The organism is Pseudodesulfovibrio cashew (genome assembly GCF_009762795.1).
Classification (GTDB): Bacteria; Desulfobacterota; Desulfovibrionia; order Desulfovibrionales; family Desulfovibrionaceae; genus Pseudodesulfovibrio; species Pseudodesulfovibrio cashew.
In genome coordinates this window covers 191368-214005 of sequence record NZ_CP046400.1, presented here as the reverse complement: position 1 = coordinate 214005, position 22638 = coordinate 191368, and the positions used below count along the sequence as shown (strand labels likewise).

General features: G+C 62.3%; 26 protein-coding genes. 10 read left to right on the top strand and 16 right to left on the bottom strand.

From position 1 onward, the window contains the following. Positions 1-24: 24 nt before the first annotated feature. Positions 25-771, top strand: coding sequence for a UPF0280 family protein (locus tag GM415_RS00970; protein WP_158945888.1), 747 nt, complete (start codon positions 25-27; stop codon positions 769-771). Between the two features lie 7 nt (positions 772-778). On the opposite strand, the gene GM415_RS00965 is transcribed toward GM415_RS00970, so the two are convergent. Genes GM415_RS00965 through GM415_RS00950 form a run of 4 tightly spaced genes read right to left on the bottom strand, consistent with a single transcriptional unit; the run spans position 779 to position 2970 of the window. Beyond that, the gene (locus tag GM415_RS00965) at positions 779-1330 is read right to left on the bottom strand and encodes a GNAT family N-acetyltransferase (protein WP_158945886.1); all 552 of its coding nucleotides are present in this window, start codon (positions 1328-1330) and stop codon (positions 779-781) included. 2 nt (positions 1331-1332) lie between these two features. Further along, entirely contained in the window at positions 1333-1986 is a 654-nt protein-coding gene (locus GM415_RS00960; RefSeq protein WP_158945884.1) for a Crp/Fnr family transcriptional regulator, read from the bottom strand. Between the two features lie 19 nt (positions 1987-2005). After that, the gene (locus GM415_RS00955; protein ID WP_158945882.1) at positions 2006-2308 is read right to left on the bottom strand and encodes an MTH1187 family thiamine-binding protein; all 303 of its coding nucleotides are present in this window, start codon (positions 2306-2308) and stop codon (positions 2006-2008) included. Positions 2309-2343: 35 nt separating this feature from the next. After that, a complete protein-coding gene (locus GM415_RS00950; RefSeq protein ID WP_158945880.1) occupies positions 2344-2970 on the bottom strand; it encodes a cysteine hydrolase family protein in 627 nt (208 codons plus the stop codon). A gap of 517 nt (positions 2971-3487) precedes the next feature. Here GM415_RS00950 and GM415_RS00945 point away from each other — a divergent pair. From GM415_RS00945 to GM415_RS00930, 4 genes are all read left to right on the top strand, one after another. After that, a complete protein-coding gene (locus tag GM415_RS00945; RefSeq protein WP_158945878.1) occupies positions 3488-4474 on the top strand; it encodes a hydrogenase small subunit in 987 nt (328 codons plus the stop codon). Positions 4475-4535: 61 nt separating this feature from the next. Continuing rightward, positions 4536-6254: a nickel-dependent hydrogenase large subunit gene (locus GM415_RS00940; RefSeq protein WP_158945876.1), complete on the top strand. Its 1719-nt coding sequence runs from the start codon at positions 4536-4538 to the stop codon at positions 6252-6254. 352 nt (positions 6255-6606) lie between these two features. Next, positions 6607-7101 carry an RNA-binding protein gene (locus GM415_RS00935; protein WP_242012307.1) on the top strand — a complete coding sequence of 165 codons (495 nt, stop codon included), beginning with the start codon at positions 6607-6609 and terminating at the stop codon, positions 7099-7101. A gap of 25 nt (positions 7102-7126) precedes the next feature. After that, the gene (locus tag GM415_RS00930) at positions 7127-7459 is read left to right on the top strand and encodes a DMT family transporter (protein ID WP_158950682.1); all 333 of its coding nucleotides are present in this window, start codon (positions 7127-7129) and stop codon (positions 7457-7459) included. An 80-nt stretch (positions 7460-7539) separates the two neighbouring features. On the opposite strand, the gene GM415_RS00925 is transcribed toward GM415_RS00930, so the two are convergent. The 5 genes from GM415_RS00925 to GM415_RS00905 form a co-directional block, all read right to left on the bottom strand. Beyond that, the gene (locus GM415_RS00925) at positions 7540-7797 is read right to left on the bottom strand and encodes a HypC/HybG/HupF family hydrogenase formation chaperone (protein WP_158945874.1); all 258 of its coding nucleotides are present in this window, start codon (positions 7795-7797) and stop codon (positions 7540-7542) included. Next, positions 7766-8320 carry a HyaD/HybD family hydrogenase maturation endopeptidase gene (locus GM415_RS00920; protein WP_158945872.1) on the bottom strand — a complete coding sequence of 185 codons (555 nt, stop codon included), beginning with the start codon at positions 8318-8320 and terminating at the stop codon, positions 7766-7768. The genes GM415_RS00925 and GM415_RS00920 overlap by 32 nt, the downstream gene beginning before the upstream one ends. 94 nt (positions 8321-8414) lie before the next feature. After that, on the bottom strand, positions 8415-9218 hold the full coding sequence (locus tag GM415_RS00915) for a metal ABC transporter permease (protein WP_158945870.1): 804 nt from the start codon (positions 9216-9218) through the stop codon (positions 8415-8417). After that, positions 9215-10024 carry a metal ABC transporter ATP-binding protein gene (locus tag GM415_RS00910; protein ID WP_158945868.1) on the bottom strand — a complete coding sequence of 270 codons (810 nt, stop codon included), beginning with the start codon at positions 10022-10024 and terminating at the stop codon, positions 9215-9217. Before GM415_RS00910 ends, GM415_RS00915 begins: the two co-directional genes overlap by 4 nt. Before the next feature lie 58 nt (positions 10025-10082). Next, complete coding sequence (locus tag GM415_RS00905) at positions 10083-11213, bottom strand: rhomboid family intramembrane serine protease (RefSeq protein WP_242012306.1); 1131 nt, start codon at positions 11211-11213, stop codon at positions 10083-10085. Here GM415_RS00905 and GM415_RS00900 point away from each other — a divergent pair. Further along, positions 11206-12300: a glycoside hydrolase family 3 protein gene (locus tag GM415_RS00900; RefSeq protein WP_242012305.1), complete on the top strand. Its 1095-nt coding sequence runs from the start codon at positions 11206-11208 to the stop codon at positions 12298-12300. The genes GM415_RS00905 and GM415_RS00900 overlap by 8 nt on opposite strands. Before the next feature lie 16 nt (positions 12301-12316). Here the strand turns inward: GM415_RS00900 and GM415_RS00895 are convergent, their stop codons facing one another. The 4 genes from GM415_RS00895 to GM415_RS00880 all read right to left on the bottom strand — a co-directional run bounded on the left by GM415_RS00895 (position 12317) and on the right by GM415_RS00880 (position 15907). Next, positions 12317-12784 carry an META domain-containing protein gene (locus GM415_RS00895; RefSeq protein ID WP_158945866.1) on the bottom strand — a complete coding sequence of 156 codons (468 nt, stop codon included), beginning with the start codon at positions 12782-12784 and terminating at the stop codon, positions 12317-12319. Positions 12785-13031: 247 nt separating this feature from the next. Beyond that, the gene (locus GM415_RS00890) at positions 13032-14375 is read right to left on the bottom strand and encodes a TrpB-like pyridoxal phosphate-dependent enzyme (protein WP_158945864.1); all 1344 of its coding nucleotides are present in this window, start codon (positions 14373-14375) and stop codon (positions 13032-13034) included. A 298-nt stretch (positions 14376-14673) separates the two neighbouring features. Continuing rightward, on the bottom strand, positions 14674-15159 hold the full coding sequence (locus GM415_RS00885) for a GNAT family N-acetyltransferase (protein ID WP_158945861.1): 486 nt from the start codon (positions 15157-15159) through the stop codon (positions 14674-14676). Between the two features lie 16 nt (positions 15160-15175). Beyond that, entirely contained in the window at positions 15176-15907 is a 732-nt protein-coding gene (locus tag GM415_RS00880; RefSeq protein ID WP_158945859.1) for an SIR2 family NAD-dependent protein deacylase, read from the bottom strand. A 116-nt stretch (positions 15908-16023) separates the two neighbouring features. Between GM415_RS00880 and GM415_RS00875 the strand changes: the two genes are divergently transcribed. Both GM415_RS00875 and icd read left to right on the top strand, forming a co-directional pair. Next, positions 16024-16347 (top strand): hypothetical protein, encoded by a 324-nt coding sequence (locus GM415_RS00875; RefSeq protein WP_158945857.1) that lies wholly within the window; start codon positions 16024-16026, stop codon positions 16345-16347. Further along, positions 16340-17491: an NADP-dependent isocitrate dehydrogenase gene (gene icd / locus GM415_RS00870; protein ID WP_158945855.1), complete on the top strand. Its 1152-nt coding sequence runs from the start codon at positions 16340-16342 to the stop codon at positions 17489-17491. Before GM415_RS00875 ends, icd begins: the two co-directional genes overlap by 8 nt. A 116-nt stretch (positions 17492-17607) precedes the next feature. Here the strand turns inward: icd and GM415_RS00865 are convergent, their stop codons facing one another. Next, positions 17608-18027: a DUF3592 domain-containing protein gene (locus tag GM415_RS00865; protein WP_158945853.1), complete on the bottom strand. Its 420-nt coding sequence runs from the start codon at positions 18025-18027 to the stop codon at positions 17608-17610. A 151-nt stretch (positions 18028-18178) separates the two neighbouring features. Between GM415_RS00865 and GM415_RS00860 the strand changes: the two genes are divergently transcribed. Next, positions 18179-18565, top strand: a complete 387-nt coding sequence (locus tag GM415_RS00860; protein WP_158945851.1) for a hypothetical protein — start codon at positions 18179-18181, stop codon at positions 18563-18565. Positions 18566-18677: 112 nt separating this feature from the next. Here the strand turns inward: GM415_RS00860 and GM415_RS00855 are convergent, their stop codons facing one another. Then, on the bottom strand, positions 18678-19298 hold the full coding sequence (locus GM415_RS00855) for a D-sedoheptulose 7-phosphate isomerase (RefSeq protein ID WP_158945849.1): 621 nt from the start codon (positions 19296-19298) through the stop codon (positions 18678-18680). A 208-nt stretch (positions 19299-19506) separates the two neighbouring features. On the opposite strand from GM415_RS00855, the gene purU reads away from it, so the two are divergent. Beyond that, the gene (gene purU, locus GM415_RS00850) at positions 19507-20382 is read left to right on the top strand and encodes a formyltetrahydrofolate deformylase (protein ID WP_158945847.1); all 876 of its coding nucleotides are present in this window, start codon (positions 19507-19509) and stop codon (positions 20380-20382) included. 643 nt (positions 20383-21025) lie between these two features. On the opposite strand, the gene GM415_RS00845 is transcribed toward purU, so the two are convergent. Further along, complete coding sequence (locus GM415_RS00845) at positions 21026-22603, bottom strand: hypothetical protein (protein ID WP_158945845.1); 1578 nt, start codon at positions 22601-22603, stop codon at positions 21026-21028. Positions 22604-22638 lie beyond the last annotated feature (35 nt).

Here is a 22638-nt window from a genome sequence, read left to right as displayed (position 1 = left end):
AACATCGCCTCGGAGGCCCCGTCCATGAACAAACGCCATCTTTCCACAGCCCGCGACTACCGCGACGCCATCCGGCCGAGGGGGGGCGAGGTTCGTTTTCAGGTGGCTGTGGAGCAGACCGACCTGCTGGTGGTGGCCGAAAAGGACCTGCGGGACGAGATCGCCTCATTTGTTTCCCAGGTGCGCGGCGAGATCAAGAACTGGATCATGTTCCACCCGGAGTTCGCCGAGTCGCTGGTGCCGCTGGACGTGCCGGAGACCGCGCCCGAGATTATTCGGGCCATGGCGGATGCCGCTTCAGTCTGCGGGGTTGGCCCCATGGCCGCCGTGGCAGGGGCCGTGGCCCAGGCCGTAGGCGATCGCTTTGCCGTCGAGAGCCCCAATATTCTGGTTGAGAACGGCGGCGACACCTACCTTCGCTCCACCCGGGAGCGCGTGGTGGCGCTCCTGCCCGAGCCTGAGTCCGGGGCAGTCATAGGCTTGCGCCTGGAGGCGGGAACGTTTCCGGCGGCGGTCTGCGCCTCCAGTGCGACCATCGGCCATTCCTTGAGCCTGGGGTCCGGCGATCTGGTTGCCGTCCGGGCGGCGGACGCGCGATTGGCAGACGCTGCGGCCACGGCGCTGTGCAACCTGCTCAAGGCCGAGGCAGACGTGGACCGTGTGCTCAAGCGGGCCAGGGAATTGGCCGGGCATGGTTTGCAGGGGGTCTTCGCCCAGTACGGAAAACAGGTGGCCGCCTGGGGCGAGCTGGAGCTGGTGGCCCTGGAGTGAGCCGACCTCAGGCGAGGGGCCTGCCATAGATGAGCAGGTCCGTGGTCTCGCCCCATTTTTTGACCACACCCCGGCGCACGCCTTCCCTTTCGAAGCCCGCCTTCTCCAGCACTCGCGCCGAGGCCGGGTTCCAGCCGTAGCAGGTGGCGGTCAACTGTTCGATGTCCGTTTCCAGCGTCATGTAGTCCACCAGCCGGGCGACCATCTCCGTGGCGATGCCCTTTCCCCAGTAGTCGACGCCGAGCCAGTAGCCGATGGTTGCGGTGTGCGCCTGGACGTCCGTTCCCCGGATGGCGCCGCAACTGCCGGCGAGTTCTCCGCCGAATTCCACCGCGAACTGCCAGACGTCCTCTCCCGCGCCGTCGTTGCTGAAGCGAAGCAGCCGTTGGGCCTCGGGCTCGCCGAAGGGGTAGGGAAATTTGTTGGAGGTATTCCATGAAATCTTGCGTGTGCTGGCAATGGACGGGAGCAGGGCCACGTCGCTATCTTGCCAGGGGCGCATGACGCAGCGGCGGGTGAGCAGGACGGTGTCGGCAAAGGGCGGCGGGGCGGACGTCATGGTTACTCCTGTTTACTTCGCATGATTTCGTTGAACAGGTGCTTTTCCCGCAGGCGGATGATCCGGGTGTCGTTTTCGTCGCGGCCCACCACGAGCAGGCGTTGGTCCGCCAGGCCGTGGATGTAGCCTTCGATGCGCTCCGGGGTGGTCACGAAGGTGTCGGCCAGGGAGCGGACGGTTTTGTCATAGCGGATGGTGGTGATCCCGTGGTCGGCCATGAGGTCGAGGGTGCGGACCACGCCCATGCCCACGGAGGGCACCTGCATGGCCTTGCGGGTGGTGGACTTCAGGCGTCCCACCAGTACGGTGATGATGGCCGCGATGACTTTGGGGGACTCGCGCAGGAATTCCTGGAGGTCGTCCTTGGTCACGACCACCACCTTGGAGTCCTCCAGGGCCGTGGCCGTGGCGGTGCGCGTCCCCTCGTCCAGGAACAGGGCCATCTCCCCGAAGAGAGAGATGGGCTTGAGGATGGCGAAGACCTTCTTGTGCCCCTCGATGATCCCGGAAATCTCGATCTTGCCCTCGGTCAGGATGTATGCGGCGTCTCCTTTGGCTCCTTCATTGAATACGACGTTGTGCTTGAGCACGTTGCGCATCAGGTAGTGCCCCCGGGACACCTGCTTCATCTGGAGCGGCTGCTGGATGATGGTCATGCGGGCCTCCGGGCAGGGGTCAACTTCCGGCCTTGGCCATGACCGCCCCGACCTTTGTCTTGAGCCCGTCCGTGCGGCCCTTGCGGACGTCCGCCTTGATGTTGACGTAGAGCCGGTCGCAGTCAGGTTCGAGCGCCTTGTAGCAGCGGGTGACCACGGCCATGACCTCGTCCCATTCACCCTCGATGGCTGTGCCCATGGGGCCCAGTTGGTGTTTCAGGCCGGACTCCCGGATGAGGTTCAGGACGCGGGACACGTAAGTGCTCAACCCCGAGCCGCCTTTGTCCATGGGGAAAATGGTCAGATCAACGATGACGCTCATGGTATGCTTCTCCGTTTTTGGGTGAATTCGATCGATTACCTGATCGTGATCAGGTCCGAGGTGGTCAGGGTGGTTCTTTTCCTGGTGCCTGGGCCGTCCACCAGACACCAGACCGCGGCCTGCTCGGTGTACAGGCTCGCGGCGGAAAGACAGTCTGCCGGAATCACGACGTTCAGGCCGCGCCGGGCCGCGCCGGTGGCCGTGTGCAGGACCGCTCCGTGCGCCGCCGTGCCGGTGATGATCACGGTTTTTGCGCCCGCCTTTGTCAGGATGGCCTCCAGCTCCGTCCCGTAGAATTTGTCCACGCTGGAGCTGACCACGGGCTCGCCGGGATGGGGACGGACCGGGTCCAGGATCGGAGTGGGGCTGCTGATCTGGCTGTATATCACGGGCATGCCGTGCTCCCGGGCGCGCTTCAGGAGCGCGGCGATTCTGGGCACCGTGTCCAGGCAGCGGGGCCTGCGTTCCGCGTTGCAGGTCCGCTCCTCGATGTCCAGGACAAGGAGGGCGGTGTCGGCCGCGTTGACGGCAACAGGCTTGATTTTCGGCGGTGCCGGCGGAACGGCCTGTTCCCACCGGTCCACGACCGTGTCGCCGGCAAATGCGGAGGCGGGGAGAAGGGCCAGCAGGCAGAACAGGGCGGCGGTGACGGCGGTGCGCATGGTGTTCTCCTTGGGTGCGGGTTGCCGTACGGATTTTCGATGTTCTACGGTGCTATGACCTCACCGGGATGTCAATCCTTGCGAGGGGAAGTCCATTTCCTGTGGCGTTGTCGGAAATAGGCGGAACCCCGAGCTGCCGGAGTCTCGTTTCGGGAATGCTCGAACCCGGGCATTTGGAGAAAATTGCATGGGGTTCAGTGAAAAACGGCAGATTGCGAAGAAAAGCGCAATGGAAACTGTTAAAACATATGTTGGGTGCCTAGCGTGCCGATACGCTTGAAACTTTGTCGTAGTTCCCTATTGATTTTGTTTGTAAAGCGGGTTACGAGATTGTTAATTAATTTTTCCGGGGGGTTATAGCACGAACTCGGGAAAAGAATGCAAAAAGTGGTACGTTTGCTGTATTCGTGCCACTTCTGAGGTTAGGTCCGAGTTCGGGTTTTGCCCGACAGTCGTGAACCGGGAAAAACGGTGTTCTTCGGTTTACGACAGACTCATTTTATTACGGAGGTGTTCTATGAAATTTTCCGTAGGTCATGGCAGGGACGGAGCCGTGGAACGGCTGGAAAAACGCGGCGTGACCCGTCGTGATTTCATGAAGTTCTGCGGAACCGTGGCCGCAGTGATGGGCATGGGGCCGGCTTTCGCTCCGAAGGTCGCCGAAGCCCTCACCAGCGATAACAGGCCCGATGTCGTGTGGCTGCACAACGCTGAATGTACCGGTTGTTCCGAGTCCATCCTGAGGACCGTCGAGCCCTATATCGACGCTCTCATCCTGGATTACATTTCTCTCAACTACCACGAGACCATCATGGCCGCTGCCGGCCATGCGGCCGAAGAGGCCCTGTGGGAAACTGTTGAGAAAGGCAAGTACGTGGCAGTCATCGAAGGCGGCATCCCCACTGCCGTGACCGGAACTGCAAACGAGCCTGGTGGCCACGGCAAGGTCGGCGGTCACACCATGCTCGAAAATACCACCAAGGTCGTTGAAAAAGCCGTGGCTACCATCACCTACGGCACTTGCGCGTCTTACGGCGGCGTCCAGAAGGCCGCCCCGAACCCGACCGGCGCCAAGGGCGTCGCCGAGGTCTTCCCCGGCAAGCCCATCATCAACGTCCCCGGCTGCCCGCCGAACCCCTACAACCTGGTCGGCACCATCGTGCACTACGTGACCAAGGGTCTCCCCGAGCTCGATGACGTCGGCCGCCCGGTCGCCTTCTTCGGCGAAACCGTGCACGACAACTGCCCCCGCCAGGAGCACTTCGACATGGACGAGTTCGCACCCTCCTTCGGCTCCGAAGAAGCCAAGAAGGGCTGGTGTCTGCGCAAACTCGGTTGCCGCGGTCCCGAGACGTTCAACAACTGTCCGACCGTGAAGTTCAACCAGTACAACTGGCCCGTCCAGGCCGGCCACCCCTGCATCGGCTGCTCCCAGCCCGATTTCTGGGACGGCGCGGACTGGGATGGCGAGACCTACTTCTACGCCGACCTCACCGACCTCTAGTCGCCGGTCCCGTTTAGTAAGCAGACGCAAATCAGAATTCATTCCTTAAGGAGGATATACTATGTCCGGTTGCGCAAAATCCGGCCCCGCGATGGCTAAGGGGAAACACGACGTCGTCGTAGACCCGGTAACCAGGATTGAGGGTCACCTTCGCGTGGAAGCCGTGGTCGAAGACGGCAAGATCATCGACGTGCGTTCCAGCTCCCAGCTGTTCCGTGGTCTCGAGATCATCCTGAAAGGCCGTGATCCCCGCGATGCACAGCACTTCACCCAGCGTTCCTGCGGCGTGTGTACCTACACCCACGCTCTGGCTTCCATCCGCTCCGTCGACAACGCCGTCGGCGTGGACAAGGAAATGCCCCATAACGCCACCATCATCCGTAACCTGGTGATGGCCTCCCAGTTCATGCATGACCATCTGGTGCACTTCTATCACCTGCATGCCCTGGACTTCGTCGATGTGGCCGGCTGCCTCAGCGCCGATGTCGACAAGGCCGCCCAGATCGCCGACGCCGTCTCCAAGACCGTCCGCACGGATCCCAAGGTCGTCTCCACCAAGGCCGACCTGCAGAAAACCAAGGATACCGTCAAAAAGATCGTCGACTCCGGCCGTCTCGGTATCTTCACCAACGCCTACTTCCTCGGCGGCCACGATGCCTACATCCTGCCCCCCGAGTACAACCTGCTGGCTACCGACCACTACCTGAAGGCCCTGCACATGCAGGTCAAGGCCGCTCGCGCCATGGCTGTCTGGGGTGCCAAGAACCCGCACACCCAGTTCACCGTCATGGGCGGCGTGACCTGCTACGAAGGCCTGACCGACAAGTACATCAATGACTACCTGGCCCTGTACGCAGAGGTTAAGGACTTCATCATCGATTGCTACATCCCGGACCTGCTGGCCGTCGCCGGCGTCTACAAGGACTGGGCCAAGATCGGCGGTACCACCAACTACATGAGCTTCGGCGAATTCCCCGCCCCCGGCGGCGAGGCCGACCTCAACTCCCGTTACGAGAAGCCCGGTGTCATCTACAACCGCGACCTCTCCAACATCATGGACTTCGATCCCTCCAAGATCGAGGAGCACGTCAAGCACTCCTGGTACAAGGATGATTCTCCGAAACATCCCTACAGCGGCGTGACCGATCCCATGTACACCAGCCTGGACGACAAGACCAAGTACTCCTGGATGAAGGCCCCCCGTTACGAGGGCAAATCCATGGAAGTCGGCCCGCTGGCTCACTGCCTGGTCAACTACGCCAAGGGTCATCCCGAGTTCAAGACCTACGTGGACTTCGTGCTCAACGCCCTCGGCGTCGGTCCCGATGCGCTCTTCTCTACCCTGGGCCGCACCGCTGCCCGCGGTATCGAGTGCCTGATCGTGGCCCTGAAGACCGAGGAATGGGTCAACGACCTGAAGGAAAACGTGGCCAAGGGCGACACCAGCATCTGCAAGGACTGGGACATGCCTTCCGAAGCCAAGGGCGTCGGTTTCGTCAACGCCCCGCGCGGCGGCCTGAGCCACTGGATCGTGATCAAGGACTCCAAGATCGAAAACTTCCAGCTCGTGGTGCCCTCCACCTGGAACATCGGTCCCCGTTGCGACAACGACCTCCCCGGCCCGCTGGAAGAGGCTCTGCTCGACAACACCCCGATCGCCGATCCGGAACGTCCGGTCGAAATCCTGCGTACCGTTCACTCCTATGACCCCTGCATCGCCTGCGGCGTGCACGTCATCGACAACAAGACCGGTAACGTCAAGAAGTTCAAGATCCTGTAGTTCGTCCACAGGCTTGAAAGCGAATACAAGAGGCCCGGCCCAGCCGGGCCTCTTTTTTTGCGCATGCGTCAAGGGCGGATCAGAGGCCTCCGGCGGCCCTACCGGGGGGCGCCTTCGGCGGGACCAGAGAACCTTTTTGTAAAAGGTTCTCTGGACTCTCCCAAACTTTTTGGTTTGATTCGTCCCGTCCTGGGGCTCGCCCCTTATCTCTGCTGTCGTCATCTCTAAGGCCGAACAAGTTGAGCCCGAGAGCTGACGCTGGCCGCCGCAGGAGGCTTCCTCTCCTGATTTCAAGACCGTCCATTCGGTTCAGGCCATTGACCCCGGCTTGGGCCTTGGCTAACAGAAAGTCATGCTCTGTTTCCGCTGCAAACAAGCCATTCGTTATGTGAAGGCCGCGCCGTGGCCGTATCTTACCGGGACAGCATCGCTGCTTCTCGCCCTGGGGCTTAAGGGCGCAGGTGCGGCCCGGTTGGCTGCGGGCGACCTGCCGGGGGCGGCAGTTCTTTGCGGCTGGGGCGCAGGGTGGCTGGTGGTTTCCTTTTTTGCGTTGGCCGACGGCGTATCGCGGTATCGCGAGTATCGCCGGATCAAGGCCATGTTCCTGCGGTTCGGCTACTGCGAACGCATCCTGGAGCCGGTGGCGGGATCTCGCTGCCAGCGGGATGCGGCCCTTTTCGCCGCAGACGAGACCGGGCACGGCGGGGCGGCAAGGCGGTATTTCACGGGGCTGGGGTATCGCTGGTATCATGTCCTGCCGGACAAGGTCGTGCGCAATCCGCTGGCATTCTTGCGGCCCGGTTTTCTGCGCGCCTGCTTCATGCCGGGCAAGAAGGCGCGGGCCTGATCCGCAGACATCAAACCTGGAGGACATAGTGGGATATCTTTATCTGGCCATAGCCATCGTGGCGGAAGTCGTCGCCACCACCGCCATGCAGGCCTCCGAGGGCTTTACCCGACTCGCTCCGGCTATTGTGGTGGTGATTGGGTACGCCATCGCCTTCTATTTCCTCTCGCTGGTGCTCAAGTCCATCCCGGTGGGCATCGCCTATGCCATCTGGGCCGGGCTCGGGATTGTGCTTATCGGCATCGCCGGAGCCGTAGTCTACAAACAGGTGCCGGATGTCCCGGCCATGATCGGCATGGGGCTTATTGTTGCGGGGGTGGCGGTCATCAATCTGTTCTCCGGGACCACCGGTCACTAGGTCGTGGAGCGGTATCAAACGCAGCAAGGCCCGGAACGTCCAGACGTTCCGGGCCTTGCTGCGTTTGATGCTGAAGAGAGTTATAGCATTTCGTGCTCGTAGTTCTCACCGCCCATGAGCTCGACCATGTCGCGCAGAATCTTGAGCGTCTCCTCGGCCTCCTTGGGGTCAAGGCGGCGCAGGGCGAACCCGGCGTGAATGATGATGTAGTCGCCCAGGACCACTTCCTCGTCCAGGAGCATGATGGACGCCTGAACCGTGGTGTCGCCTTCACCCACCTGGCAGGTGGCGACGCCGTCATCGATTTCAAGAATTTTGGCTGGTATCGCGAGGCACATAGATCTTCTCCTGGGCGGGGTTGGTATCCGTACGGAGGGAGTAGCTTCCTCCTGCTTGTTCCACTTCCTTGAGGACCACATCCATGACTTCGGGCAGCTTGGCCTCCAGTTCGGGAGACAGTGCCGGGGACATGTCGTGGTAGTTGACCGGCTCGATGCCGTAGAGGATGACCTCGTCCGGGACCTCACCCATGAGGCTGCACTGAGCCAGGGTGTCGAGCAGGTCGGTCTGGTGCATGGAGTTCTTGAAGGCACAGGCCTTTTCGAGGTCGTCGCCAAGCAGGCGGAAGACGTCTCCGGGCTTGCCTTCGTTGAGCACGATGTCCACGACGATCAGGTAGTCCGCTTCCATGATCGGGCCGATCAGTTTGGAGCCGAGCGTGCCGCCGTCCAGCACCGTGACATTGGGGGAAAATTCGTAGCGTTGTTCCAGTTCCTCGGCCACCCGGACGCCGAAGCCCTCGTCCGTGTAGAGGATATTGCCCACGCCGAGAATCAGGATGCGTGTGTTGTTTTCAGACATGGGTTTTCATTAGTAGACGAGGCAATTTTCCGCAAGGGCAAAGTGGTTTCGGATCGGCGTTTCGACGGTTGGACAGGTGATAGGCTGCGCTTGCTCAGCGCGATTTGCCGGGAACAAGGAAGGAGAGGAAAAAGCCCAGGGATGCCACGCCGATGATGGACGCGCCCGAGGTGATGTCGGCCATGTAGGAGACGATCAGCCCGATGACCGTGAACAGGGCGCTCAGCACTGTGGACACGGCCATCATGGAGCCCAGTGAACGGGCCCTTCGCTCGGCTATGAAGGGCGGGATGGTCAGCAGGGCGATGACCAGGATCAGCCCGACCACCCGGATGATCATGACCACGGACAGGCCGATCAGGGCGATGAGCAGGCAGTAGAGAAAATCTACGGGAACGCCTCGGCTCCGGGCGAACTCCTCGTCAAAGGCCATGACCAGAAAGCCCCGGAAAAAGGCCATGACCAGCACGAAGACAAGGCAGGCCAGCCCGGCCATGAGCCACAGGTCGCTCCGGGGCACGGCCAGTATGGAGCCGAAGAGGTAGCTCATCAGGTCCACGTTGTAGCCCGGCGTGAAGTCGAGGAGGATGATGCCCAGCGCCATGCCCGCCGCCCACATGACGCCGATGACCGTGTCTGCTCGCTCCCTGGCGTGCAGGGTGACCATGGCCATGAGCAGTGCGGCGGCAAGGGTGAAGGCCGTGGTCACGGGCAGCACGGGAAGGCCGAGGAAGAACGCCAGGCCGACCCCACCGTAGGAGGCGTGGGCGATGCCGCCGGAGATGAACACGATCCGGTTGACCACCACCAGTGTGCCGATGATGCCGCATATGAGGCTGGCCAGCAGGCCCGCCATGAGCGCGTTGCGCATGAATTCGAAGTGGAGGAGGTCCATCATTCGTCGTCCTCCTCTCTGGGGCCGGGGTGCTCTGCCAGGACCCGGTGCGGCACCTTGCCGTGGGTAACCAGGTCCATGGGGCAGCATTCTCCTTCCGGCGCGCCGTAGCTGCTCTGATACATCTCCCTGGTTATCTGCGGAGAGTTGTGGAAGTGGAGGTTGCGGTTTACGCAGGCCACGGATTTGACCCCGGAGGCCAGCGCCGAAATGTCGTGGCTGACCATGATCACGGTCATCTCCTCGTTGAGTTCGGTGAGCAGGGAGAAAAGTGAGTTGCGGCTGGAGGAGTCCACGCTGGCCGTGGGCTCGTCCAGCAGGAGGAGTTCCGGGCCGCTGGCCAGGGCGCGGGCGATGAACACGCGCTGCTTCTGGCCGCCGGAGAGTCCTGCCAGCCGTCGTTTCTCGTGTTGGAGCATGTTGACGCGCTCAAGGGCCTGGCGGGCGTTGTCCAACTCGTCCTGTCTTTGCCTTCGGCGCGCGATGCCGCTGAATCCGGGACGGACGGTCCCCATGTGGACGGCGTCCAGCACCGTCACGGGAAAGGATGTGGAGACGTAAGTATACTGCGGCAGGTAGCCGATGCGCCCGCCCGCTTCACCCGGCGGGAGACCCAGCACCTTGACCGTGCCCCGGTCTGCCTTGAGCAGTCCGAGCATGAGCTTGAGCAGGGTGGACTTGCCGCCCCCGTTGGGACCGAGCACGGCCATGAAATCGCCATGCTCCACTGTCAGGGAGACATCCTCCAGAATGGGCACCCCGCCCAGGGACAGGGTTACGTCCTTGATGAAAACCGCTGGTTCAACCACTCGTTGCTCCTGAATAATTTCTTTTGCGCCAAGGCGAAGACTAGCACAGTCAAAAATTTTATGCCAACCAGGCCGCAAACCAAGCGAGGACGGGCATGGCCGAGGCCACGGTCAGGAGCGCCTTGTCCTTGCGGGGGGAAGGCAGCCCGAGGCGGGTGGCGATCAGGCCGGTCGTGATCCCGATGCCGAGGCCCGAGGCAAAGCCGAACAGGTGCGCACCCAGGTCAGTGTCCTCGCCCGCGCCGAGCATGGCCAGAAGCCCCAGCCCGGCGGCCACCGGCAGCAGGGCCGAGCCGAGAAAGCGGACTATGCGGCGGGGCAGGGGGCCGTCGCCCAGGCCGTGCAGTCCGCCTCCCACGCGGAAACCGGCGATGCCCGCGAGCAGGCCTGCGGCGGCGAAGGAGGCAGTGGAGAAACCTATGGAGTTGTGCGGCGCGCCGTGGGCCATGGCGTTGAGCAGGTTGCCCAGGCCGCCGCCGAGCAGGACCAGGACCCAGGCCAGCCCCGAGCCGAGTCGTCGGGCTGCGAGCCAGACGAAGACCCCGCCGATGAGCGCGTTGCCCATGACGTGGGCGATGTCCCCGTGCAGGGTCAGCCCGGTGAAGATGCGCCACCATTCGCCTGCCAATACACGCCGGGCCTCGCAGCTCCCCAGGTCGAGCCAGGTGGAGGGGTGCAGGGCCAGCGACGGATAGGTCCGGCTGCAAATCCAGTGAAAGAGGACCAGCGCGGCCATGGCGAACACGGTGGGCTCCAGGCCGCCCACGGGGCGAAGGTCGGGCAGGACCACGGCGCGTCCGTCAGGTTTGTTCTCTTCCAGGTAGAGGCGGATCTCCTCCTCGGCGCGGTCCGCGAACCACTGCCTCACCTGGACGGTGTGTCCGCCTCCCTCGATCTCGGAGCGGGTGCGCTCCCGGCAGGGAATGTGGCGCGAGGCCAGGACCAATGCCCAGAGCCGGGCGGTCGGCAGGTCCAGCCCTGGGTCCTCGGGGGCGGCGTTCAGCACGCGCGGCGCAAGGTCCACCCATTGCGGTCGGAAGGTGCGGCGCAGAAAGCTTGTGCTGGGAGGGGTGATCGGCATGAGGGCATGGTAGGGCAAAATCGGCCGGGTGCAAACCGGTTTCGCCTTGAAGGCGGCGGGGTTGGGCGGTATGAGGTGGGAAACAAACCATGGAGTCCGCATGATCATCCGTTTTATCCTCACCCTGCTCGTTGTTACCTGTCTCTCCATCCCGGCCCGTGCCGACGATCTCGACGTCATGATCGGGCAGATGCTCATGGCCGGGTTCCGGGGCTATACGGTGGACGACGATTCCACCATCATGCGCGACATCCGCGAACGCCATCTGGGCGGGGTCATCCTGTTCGACCGCGACATGACCGCCTGGCTCGACAAGGGGCGCAACATCAAGGACCCGGCGCAGGTCAAGGGGCTGATCACCAAGCTGAAGTCGGCGGCGCACATCCCGCTGCTGGTGGCCGTGGACCAGGAGGGGGGGCGCGTTCAGCGCCTCAAGGAGACCTATGGCTTTACGCCGACGCCTTCGGCACAGGAGCTGGGGGCCGGGCCGGATGAGGGAGTGTCGGCCGCTGCGGACGTGGTCGGGCGCACCCTTCAGGAAGCGGGCTTCAATCTTGATTTTGCGCCGGTGGCGGACGTGAACGTCAACCCGGAGAGCCCGGCCATCGGGGCGCTGGGCAGGAGCTTTTCCGCCGATCCCGACAGGGTGGCCGAGTGCGACGGGCTCTTTCTGCGGGGCCTGGCCTCCCATGGAGTGTTGGGTTGCCTCAAGCATTTCCCAGGTCATGGCAGCGCGGGGACGGACAGCCACAAGGGCGTGACCGACGTCACCGCCACCTGGAGCAAGGACGAGCTGACTCCTTATCGAAAGCTGATCGGCAAAGGTGCGGCCAAGGTCATCATGACCGCGCACATCTTCAACGCCCGGCTGGACCCGGTTTATCCGGCGACCCTGTCGCGCAAGGTCATCGGCGGCCTGCTGCGCGGCGAATTGGGGTTCGACGGCGTGGTCATCACCGACGACATGGACATGGGGGCCATCACCGAGATGTACGGCAGGGAAGAGGCGGTTCGCCTGGCCATCGAGGCCGGAGCGGACATCCTGCTATTCGGGAACAACCTCCGCTTCGACCCGGACGTGGTCCGCAAGGCGCACGCCATCATCCGCAGGCTGGTGGACACCGGTGCGATTCCGAGGGAGCGAATCGAGCTTTCCTACTCCCGGATCATGAGCCTGAAGGCGTTTCTGAACTAGCGACAGGGACCCGGAATTACCAGAAGAGTCCGCCGCCGCTCTTGGTGAACTTCATGGGCTCAATGGCCTGTTCACCGAACAGCAGCAGTTCGCCGCCGTCGACCTTGAGCTTGTTCACCTTGCCCAGTGAGGTGATGTAGGTGAACTCCTGGTCGCCGAGTGCGGCGCCGCAGGCCTTCTTGGTCTGGGTCATGGGGCCAAAGGAGAGACTCTCCGCAGCCAGGGCGTATGTCCCGCTGTAGTCGTTGCAGCCGCCGTTGCCCTTTACCGTGCCGTCGGCCAGAAACTCCAGGGTGGGCTTGTCGTCGCCGAGGATGGGCCGTCCGAACATGGATTCGCAGTGCCAGACCTTACCTATCAATTCCTTCCTGACCACTTCGGGGTCCACCGGCGGGGTCTCGCCGGTGCCGCATCCGGCGGCGAGCAGCAGGGTCAGCAGAACGCAGGACAAAAAGGCGGCGTCGAGGGCGCGGCGTACAAACATGAAAGTCTCCTTGAGGTTGATGCGGCGAACCTACCAGCCCGCCATCAAGGTGGCAAGGCAGACATCATCCATAGCCTCTCTCCCGTATTCGAAATTATTCTTTCAATAAACCATCCCTCCGCGCAACACCCCGCGAAGCGGCACCAAAAAGTTTGGGAAAAGGAGGGGATGGGGGTCCGGGGAAAGGGGAGGAAAGAACCCTTTACAAAAGGTTTTTTCTCCCCTTCCCCCGGCCGCCGGAGGCAACTTAATCAATCTTGGGGCAGGCTTTGAGGGCTTCTTCGATGTCGCGCTGGGGCAGTTCGAAGTTGGTCAGCAGGCCCTGGTTGAAGGCGTCGTAGGACGCGAGGTCGAGCATGCCGTGGCCGGAGTAGAGGAAGACGATGACGTCGTCCGGTCCGGCGGTCTTGGCGGCCTCAATGGCTCCCTTGATGGCGTGGGAGGTCTCGGGCGCGGGCAGGAATCCTTCGGTCTGCATGAAGAGCTTGGCGGCCTCGAAGCACTCGGTCTGGAAGTAGGCCACGGGTTCGCAGAGCCCTTCCTCGACGATGTTGCAGACGATGGGCGCGTCGCCGTGGTAGCGCAGGCCGCCCGCGTGGATGGGTGCGGGCATGAAGTCGTGGCCGAGGGTATGCATCTTGACCAGCGGGGTCAGGCGGGCCATGTCGCCGAAGTCGTAGCGGTACTCGCCTCGGGTCAGGGTCGGGCAGGCCTTGGGCTCCACCGGGATGAACCTGACCGGATCTCCGGCGAGTTTCTCGGGCAGGAAGGGCAGGACCAGGCCGCCGAAGTTGGAACCGCCGCCCACGCAGCCCACCAGATGGGTGACTTTTTCACCCGCGATTTCGAGCTGTTTCTTGACCTCCAGGCCGGTGATGGTCTGGTGGATAAGCACGTGGTTGAGCACCGAGCCCAGAGCGTATTTGGTGTTGTCATGGGTGGCGGCGTCCTCCACGGCCTCGGAGATGGCCAGGCCCAGGGAGCCCTTGCAGTCCGGGTCCTTGGCCAGCATCTCGCGTCCGGTGCGGGTCTGCTCGGACGGGGAGGGGTAGATGGTGCCGCCGTAGGTGTTGATGATCATCTTGCGGTAGGGCTTCTGCTCGTAGGAGACCTTGACCATGTAGACCACGCATTCCATGTCGTACTGGGCGCAGGCAAAGGAGAGGGCGGTGCCCCACTGGCCAGCGCCGGTCTCGGTGGCCAGTCGCTCCACGCCTTCCATCTTGTTGTAATAGGCCTGGGGTACGGAGGTGTTGGGCTTGTGCGACCCGGCGGGAGAGCCGGACTCGTCCTTGTAGTAGATCTTGCACTTGGCGCCGATGGCCTTTTCCAGCTTGTCGGCGCGGACCAGCGGGGAGGGACGCCAGATCTTGTAGACGTCGAGGACCTCCTGCGGGATGTCGATGAAACGGTCCGGGCTCATCTCCTGGGCGATAAGCGAGTTCGGAAAGATGGGGGCCAGGTCTTCGGGTGAGAGGGGTTGCATGGTCGCCGGGTTGAGGGGCGGCGCAAGGGGGGTGGGCAGGTCCGGCATGGGATTGTACCACTGCGTGGGCATCTGGTCCTGCGGTAGAAAGATTCGTTTGGTCATGAGTTGGTTCCTCCGGCAGTTGTGAGTCCGGCGTCGAGGGCTGCAGGCTTCCCCGGCATCTCGACACGGTTTCGGGTAAAAAAAGAGCCGTCGGCGCAAGACGCCGGCGGCTTCCGATAACTCGTAACTGCGTGCTTCATCCCGCCGCAAGAGGCGACGGGCATACGCGCGCAATCAGGAATCGGGCCGCTTGACGTTGCGCCACCCGCGTCCACAGAAATAGGTGTATGAAATGGGTGTTTGCATAGTCCAGAGCGATACTCCGGTCACGGCTTTGAAGTCAAGCGGAACAGGAATTTCAGGATGTTGCCGGAGGCGAGAGCGGCATGGTCATGGGCACGAAGCGGACGCCGTTGAGTTCCTGCTCCGTATTGGTGGCGGCAAAGCCCATGCGCTCGTAGGCGGGCACGGCGTTGGGCGAGGCATTGACCGTGAATTGGGTGGGGGCTCCGCTGCTTCGGCGGCAGTGCGCCACTGCGCGGCGCATAAGCTCGCCGCCCACGCCCAGGCCTTGCCTGTCGGGTGAAACAAAGAGCAGGGCCACGTGGCCGGTGTCCAGCACCTCGATAACGCCGATGACTTTTCCGCCCTGTTCGGCGGTCAGGGCAAAGGCTCCCTGGCTGCGCTGCGAAAAGGCGAGCTGGGTCACATAGTCGTGAAAGGTGGCGCGTCCCTGTTCGCCGTAGCCTGGAGCCACGGCCGTGTCGAACACGGATCGGACCAGGGCCACGGCCTCAGCTTCCCGTTCCGGGGGCAGGGGGCCGTAGATAATGTCATTATTCATAAAGCGTTCCGGTGAATCAGTCGTCGAGGCCGGTGATCAGTTCGGACAGGACCTCGCCCGCCTTGCCATGCAAGGCGAAATCGAACAGCCCGGAGATGGGGGTCGGGTCCGGGTTGATCTCCACGGTGACCGCGCCGTGGTCCTTGGCCAGTTGCGGAAAGGAAGCCGCAGGCTGGACCAGGCTGGAGGTGCCGATGGAGAGAAAAATTTCCGCCTTGGTGATCTGGTCGATGGTTACCTTGAGCACGCCGGGGACCAGCGGTTCGCCGAACCAGACAACGCCCGGGCGGAGCAGATGGCCGCAGACCGGGCACTCCGGCAGCGGGGGCAGGGGGTCGCGTTCCTCGCGGGCATGGGTGCATTTGGTGCAGCGCACCCTCCACAGGGAACCGTGCATCTCCATGAGCTTGACGCTGCCCGCTTCGGCGTGCAGCCCGTCCACGTTCTGGGTGATCAGCAGGAAGTTCGGGACCTGTCGCTCCAGTTCGGCAAGGGCGTAGTGGGCGGCGTTGGGCTTGCATCCGGCAACCAGTTCGCGCCGCCAGTTGTAGAACTCCCAGACCAGCTCCGGATGGGCTTTGAAGGCGTCCGGTCGTGCCAGGTCCTCGGGCCGGTGATTCCTCCACAGGCCGTCCCGGCCGCGAAAGGTGGGCACGCCGCTCTCGGCGGACACGCCTGCGCCCGTGAGCGCCACCACCCGTTTGCTGCCTCCGAGCAGCGCCTTGACCATTTCCAGTTCAGCTTGCATTCGTATGGTGATCCTTAAAATAGAGTGCGGAAATCAGGGGAGGAAGCCGCCTTTGGCCGCACGATAGATGAATTTGCCTCCGGCGGGCAAGGGCGTCTTCGGTGCGTGTATAATCGATGTGGAAAACGACGCTTGTTGGTATGGCGGTCGTACGCAATTTTGCTTTTTCTCCTACCCATATCTTCCGTTTTCTTTTGATCGCAAGCAAGGAAAAACACTTTTTCACGGTGGAACGGATACCGTGGTCCGATGACTCGAAGGAAAAACTTCGTCGAATCTTCATTGGACAAAGTGTCCGGCGCAATGGTGCTGGCGGGCCGTTTGGCGCAGTCTCGCTTGCAATCGGGCCGAATAAACGTCATAGTCCGGTCCCGAATTTAAGAGAGAACCGTTTTGGTTTACCCCCGCTTATCCGTATGCAAGGAGGACGTTTTGGCTGATAAGAAAGTATATTATATCGAAGGTGACGGCGTCGGAGCCGAGGTCTGGAAGGCTGGCATGCCCGTTCTGAACGCGGCAGTGGAAAAGGCCTACGGCGGCGCAAACAAGCTGGACTGGGTCGAACTGCTGGCCGGTGAAAAGGGCTTTGCCGAGACCGGCGAGCACCTGCCCAAGGCCACCATGGACGCTCTGGCCGGTGCCGAGCTGGCCATGAAGGGCCCCCTGAATACTCCGGTTGGCAAGGGCTTCCGCAGCCTCAACGTCACCCTGCGCCAGGTTTTCGATCTCTATGCCTGCATCCGTCCGATCAAATATTTCGAGGGCATCGAGTCCCCGGTCAAGCGTCCCGACCTGGTGGACATGACTATCTTCCGCGAGAACACCGAGGACGTGTACGCGGGCATCGAGTATCAGTCCGGTTCCCCGGAAGCCAAGAAGCTGATCGAGTTCCTCGTGGACGAGCTGGGCGCCAAGATCGACATCACCGCCGGCGTAGGCATCAAGCCCATCACCCCGGCCGGTTCCAAGCGTCTGGTCAAGAAGGCCCTGGACTTCGCCATCGCCCAGGGCAAGCCCTCGGTTACCCTGGTGCACAAGGGCAACATCATGAAGACCACCGAAGGCGGCTTCCGCGCCTGGGGTTACGAACTGGCCGATGAGGAATACAAGGGCCGCGTCGTGCGCGAAGGCGAGGAAGGCGAAGGCGTGATCATCAAGGATCGCATCGCCGACGCCATGTTCCAGAACGTGCTCATGTACCCCGAACAGTACTCGGTCATCGCCACCACCAACCTGAACGGCGACTACATCTCCGACGCCCTGGCCGCGCAGGTGGGTGGACTCGGCCTGGCTCCCGGCGTGAACATGGGCGACAACCTCGCCTTCTTCGAGCCGACCCACGGCACGGCCCCGACCATCGCGGGCAAGGACATGGCCAACCCCGGCTCCCTGATCCTGTCCGGCACCATGATGCTGGAGCACATCGGTTGGCACGAGGCCGCCAAGCTCATTCACGACGCCGTGGAGGGCGCGCTGGCCGACAAGAAGGTCACCGTGGACCTCGCCTCCCAGATCAGCGGCTCCACCGAGGTGGGCTGCCAGGCCTTCGGCGAAATCCTGCTGAAGAAGATCACCGACGCCTAAGGCGTTCGGAAACGTAATGGACCCGGCCTGCCGCTTCGAGCGGCAGGCCGGTTTTTTTGTCACTGTGATCTTGGCAGGGCGATAGTCTGCCTTGGTTGAACAGGATCAGAGTGGCGTTATTCCAGAGCCTTGCGGAGCCACTTCTGGAATGGCGGCTCGATTTCGTCCTGAATGCGTGAGTAGCCGGGGCGAGAGCGGATGTAGATGACCTCAATGGGCTGTCCCGGGCGGTAGCGGCTCCACGCCTCCCTGGGGAGCGGAGCCGTGGCCTCGCGGGCGATGCCATCCTGGTCCACGTATTTGTAGCGGAGCAGGAAGCGGTGTTCCGGTGCGGCGTTCCCTTCGGTGGAAGTCTCCAGGACAACGCCCGTGGTGCTGGTCTCGCCGTAGATGCGGAACCGTTCCTCGCGCAGGATGTCGTAGGGGATGGCGTACAGGGCCAGGACGATGAGCGTACAGGCCGCGATGCCGATGAGGATGCGCACGGCCCGCTGGGTTGGCGTTCGCCTGGGGTGGGTGCCGGGGAAATAGACCATGTCCCCTGATACACCGGACAAATTTTCGGCGCAAGGCGTCGGTCCGAAGTGGGAAAGACAAATCACCGCTTGCCTTGAAAGGGAGGGAGCGGCTATTCTCGCCGCCGACGCGGAAATGTGCCGCCCCGTTATACGGGTTAAGGAACAGATGATGGAACAGAGCAACGCTATCTACGAATTGGAAAAATCCATTCTGCGCATGACCGCCATGGTTCGGCAGGGGCAGGCCGACGAGGTCGCCCGCAGCTTCGGAGAGAATCCGGATGCCGAGAAGCGCCCCCTGGGATGGTGGGTGCTGGCGTGCGGCGAGAAGTACGACGAGGAGGACGAGCGCCAGCGTGACGCGGCGAGGGATACCCTGCTCCGCGAGGTGCGCCTGGCCGGGCTTGTGCTGTCGGAAAATATCTGGGTCTGGGACGAGGAAGGTATTGCCCAGTTGGTCATATCCACCCTGCCCACGCTGGGTCGGGCCGAACGCCTGGCCGGACATCTCCGGCGCAAGGGGCTGATCGTGCGCGTGCGGCGGGAGATGATCTAGCTGCTTTAAGTGAACGGGTGACCTTCAGTCCCTGCAAAAGCGGCAAGGCCGACGCGCAACTGCGTGTCGGCCTTGCCGCTTTTGGGGTTCTTGTCCGTGGTTGCGGGTGGGACTACCCTTCCTGGGGCAGGTACGGGGTCAGCTCGGCAACGGCCTCGAACAGGAAGTGGTCCACCAGGTGGCAGAGCATGTGTCCGGCCGCGATGTGGATCTCCTGAATCACCGGGGTGTCGCCGGAGGGCACGGTGACCAGGAAGTCGGAGACCGCCGCCATCTCGCCGCCGGTCTGGCCGGACATGCCGATGGTGACGATACCGACCCGTTTGGCCTCGCGCATGGCCCGGATCACGTTGGAGCTGGTGCCCGAGGTGGAGAAGCCCACAAGCATGTCGCCGGGGCGGCCCAGAGCCTGGAGCTGCTTGGAGAAGATTTCATCGAAGGAGTAGTCGTTGCCGATGGCGGTCAGGGCCGAGGTGTCCGTGGTCAGGGCCAGCCCGGGCAGGGGCGGACGCTCCAGCTTGAAGCGGTTGGTGAACTCGGCGGCCAGGTGCTGGCAGTCGGCGGCGCTGCCGCCATTGCCGCAGAACATGATCTTGCCCCCGCTGGCCAGACATACGGCCATGGTGCGGGCGATTTCCACCACCAGTTCCCCCTTGGTGTCGAAGAAGGTCTTGCGGGCCGTAAGCCCTGCGGCGGCGTGGTCCATGACTTTTTTCAGAGCGGCTTCAGACATATATGAGTATCCTTGAAAATTCGGTTTGTGCGTCTTGCAACACTATCGCAAATGAGTTGGCTGCGCAATCGGCGCAACGGTTTCCGGGGCGCGTCCGGCCAGGAAAAAGACTTTAATTCGGTCCGGTTTTGCGGTACAGGCCAACCTTGGCCCAAGCCGTTTACCGGACGAGGGCGAAAATACCAAGAAAAAAGAAGTGACGATCCCCATGACCGAATCCAAGGAATCCACCGTTCGATTGCTCATCACCTGCCCGGACCAGCCCGGCATCGTGGCGGCTGTCAGCCGTTTTCTCCACCTGAAAGGCGCAAACATCATTCATTCCGACCAGCACTCCACCGACCCCGAGGGCGGGCGCTTCTTCATGCGCAACGAGTTCTTCCTGCCCGGTCTCGACCTGGACGGCCTGGACGGTCTGCGTCGGGAGTTCGAGGAAGAGGTGACCAACGGCTTCATCATGGACTGGTCGCTCAACCCCGTGTGGCAGCCCAAGCGGATGGTCATTCTCTGCTCCAAGGTGGACCACGCGCTCATGGAACTGCTCTGGCGCTGGAAGCGCGGCGACCTGGAGGCGGACATCGCCATGGTCGTCAGCAACCATCCCGACCTGCGCGAGTCCGTCGAGCATTTCGTGCCTTTTCACTACGTGCCGGTGGGACCGTCCCTGCGCGACAAGGTGGCCGCCGAGGACCGCATCATGGAGCTCATGGGGGACGTGGACCTGATCGTTCTCGCCCGCTACATGCAGATTCTCACTTCGGACTTCGTGTCCCGGTTCTCAAATCGGATCATCAACATCCATCATTCTTTCCTGCCAGCCTTCGTGGGAGCCGATCCCTACCGCCGTGCCCATGAGCGCGGTGTCAAGCTTATCGGCGCCACCGCCCACTATGTCACCGCCGAATTGGACGAAGGTCCGATCATCGAGCAGGACGTCATCCGCGTCACCCACTCTCACGACATTGCCGACCTCAAGCGCCTCGGCGGCGACATCGAGCGTCACGTGCTTGCCCGCGCCGTCAAGTGGCACCTTGAGGACCGGGTAATCGTTGACGGGAACAAGACCATAGTCTTTCGCCGCTAACCCAGACGGGCGGGAAACGGCCGTCTGCTGCGTTGCTGCGAAAAGGCCGGACTCTCGCGTATTGGGATACGCTTCGATCCCGTCCTTTTCTTGCGCCTTGCAGCCGACCATTCCCCGCCCGTCTGGGCGGGTGTGGCATGAGGCCGCTTGCTGCGTTGCTGCGAAAAGGCCGGACTCTCGTGTATTGGGATACGCTTCGATCCCGTCCTTTTCTTGCGCCTTGCAGCCGACCATTCCCCGCCCGTCTGGGCGGGTGTGGCATGAGGCCGTCTGCTGCGTTGCTGTGAAAAGGCCGGACTCTCGTGTATCGGGATACGCTTCGATCCCATCCTTTTCTTGCGCCTTGCAGCCGACCATTCCCCGCCCGTCTGGGCGGGTATGGCATGAGGCCGCCTGCTGCGTTGCTGTGAAAAGGCCGGACTTTCGCGTATTGGGATACGCTTCAATCCCATCCTTTTCTTGCGCCTTTCAGCCGACCATTCCCCGCCCGTCTGGGCGGGTGTGGCATGAGGCCGTCTGCTGCGTTGTCGTGAAAAAGTCGTCCTTTGCCGTTATGAGGCGGGAACGGTTGTGGAGCTATGGCTTTCCGTTTTGGAATGGCTTGGAACGCGGCCGGACCGTCTGGAGGGAGCCGCCGGACAGGTCAGGAGGGCAGTACTTCATCCACAGGGTCGTTGGAAGATCGTTTGGCCACGCCATATTTTTCCAGTATCTCAGCGAGCTTGTTCTGCAGATTGGTGGTGGTCTTGGCGATCAGCTCAAGGTTGAGCAGGACCATGATGTCCACCCGGAAGGCGGCTTCCTTCCATATGCGGGACAGGGCGGCCTGCAACTCCGGCTCCAGGCTGAGCATGGCCATGGCCGAGGCCATCTGCTTGGCGGTCTTGGGCTTGAAAAGGAGGGTGTCCTCGCGGGTCACGTCGTTGGCGAAGAGTTGCGTCTTGCGGATCTTGGTCATGCCCGGCAGCGCATCTACTTCGGCTGCTGGAGCCCGGCGGGCGCGGCCGCTGCGGACCTGGATCTTGCCGCCTTCGCTCCGGCCCGTCTCCCTGAGGATGTGGATAGTGTGGTTTTCCAGCAGGAAATAGAGAATTCGTTCCAGGGTGGCGAAGGTGAAGTCGTGGGACAGGGAGCGGATGCCGCTGATCTGCTCGGGCACGAATTCCTCCATGGCCCGGTAGAAGTGGTCGCTGGTCCTGCCGATGGCGATGGCCGCGCCGACGCCCGCACCGATGACTTGATCCATCAGGAACTTGAACTCCAACTGCTCCCGTTTTGCCTTCTCCGGGTCCGGCGTTTCGCCTTTGGCCTTCTGTTCCTTGGCCTGCGTTACCCTGTTGGCGTAGGCCTTTTCAAAATCCTGGGCCACCGGGTCCATACAGGTGATGCGGGCCGCCTGGACGAATTCCTTCTGAGGGATGGTGTCCGCCTTGGGCAGGGACGAAACACCTTTGACCAGGATGGACTGGACGAGCTTGCTTCGCCGGGTGGTTGCCTCGTCCTCCAGGCTGGCAAGGTAGCTCTTTTGGATTCGCGTCTTGTCGATGGCCTGGGAGGTGGGGTTCAGCTTGGAAAGAATGTCGTCGAAAAGGAACCGGATGATCAGGAAATTCCGCTCCTTGGAGATATTGAACTTCTCTCCTTCCAGGATTTCCTTGTGCGCCTCCTCCACCTGGGTGGCCACGAATTCCTCGACAAAGGCGGTCCAGAACCGTTCGTCCAGTTCGTATTTCTCGATGAGTTCGCTGTACTTCTTGAGAGCGGACTGGCCGAAGTGGCGCAGGACGATCTCCTCGAAGTTGTCCGTGATCAGGGCCATGGTGTAGACGATGCCCTGCACGCACTTGATAAGCATGGATTCGGTGTTGACCAGCCGAGCCCTGAGTTCGGCGGCCTTCTCCTTGTCGCCTACCTTGCCCGCCTTTTCATAGTGGACAAGCAGGACGATGAAATCGCCGATGTGCTTGTGGATGAATTCATAGCCCGGGTGCCCGATGCGGCCGCACAGCAACTCAACCACGCTCTTCTGCTGCGCAGGCAGGAGCGGGTACTCGTTGATGCTGGAATGGTTGACCTCAATGAACTTGAGGAGCAACTCCCGTTCCATGACCTCGCGCAGGGAGGAGCGGTCTTTAAGAGCACGTAACTTGCGCTGGTATATTTCCAGGCGTTGTTCAGCTGGCTTGCGGGGCGAATTGTTTCCGGGCGGCGATGCAGTCATGTTCTCTCAGTTGGCTGAATGACGTAAGCGGCTGC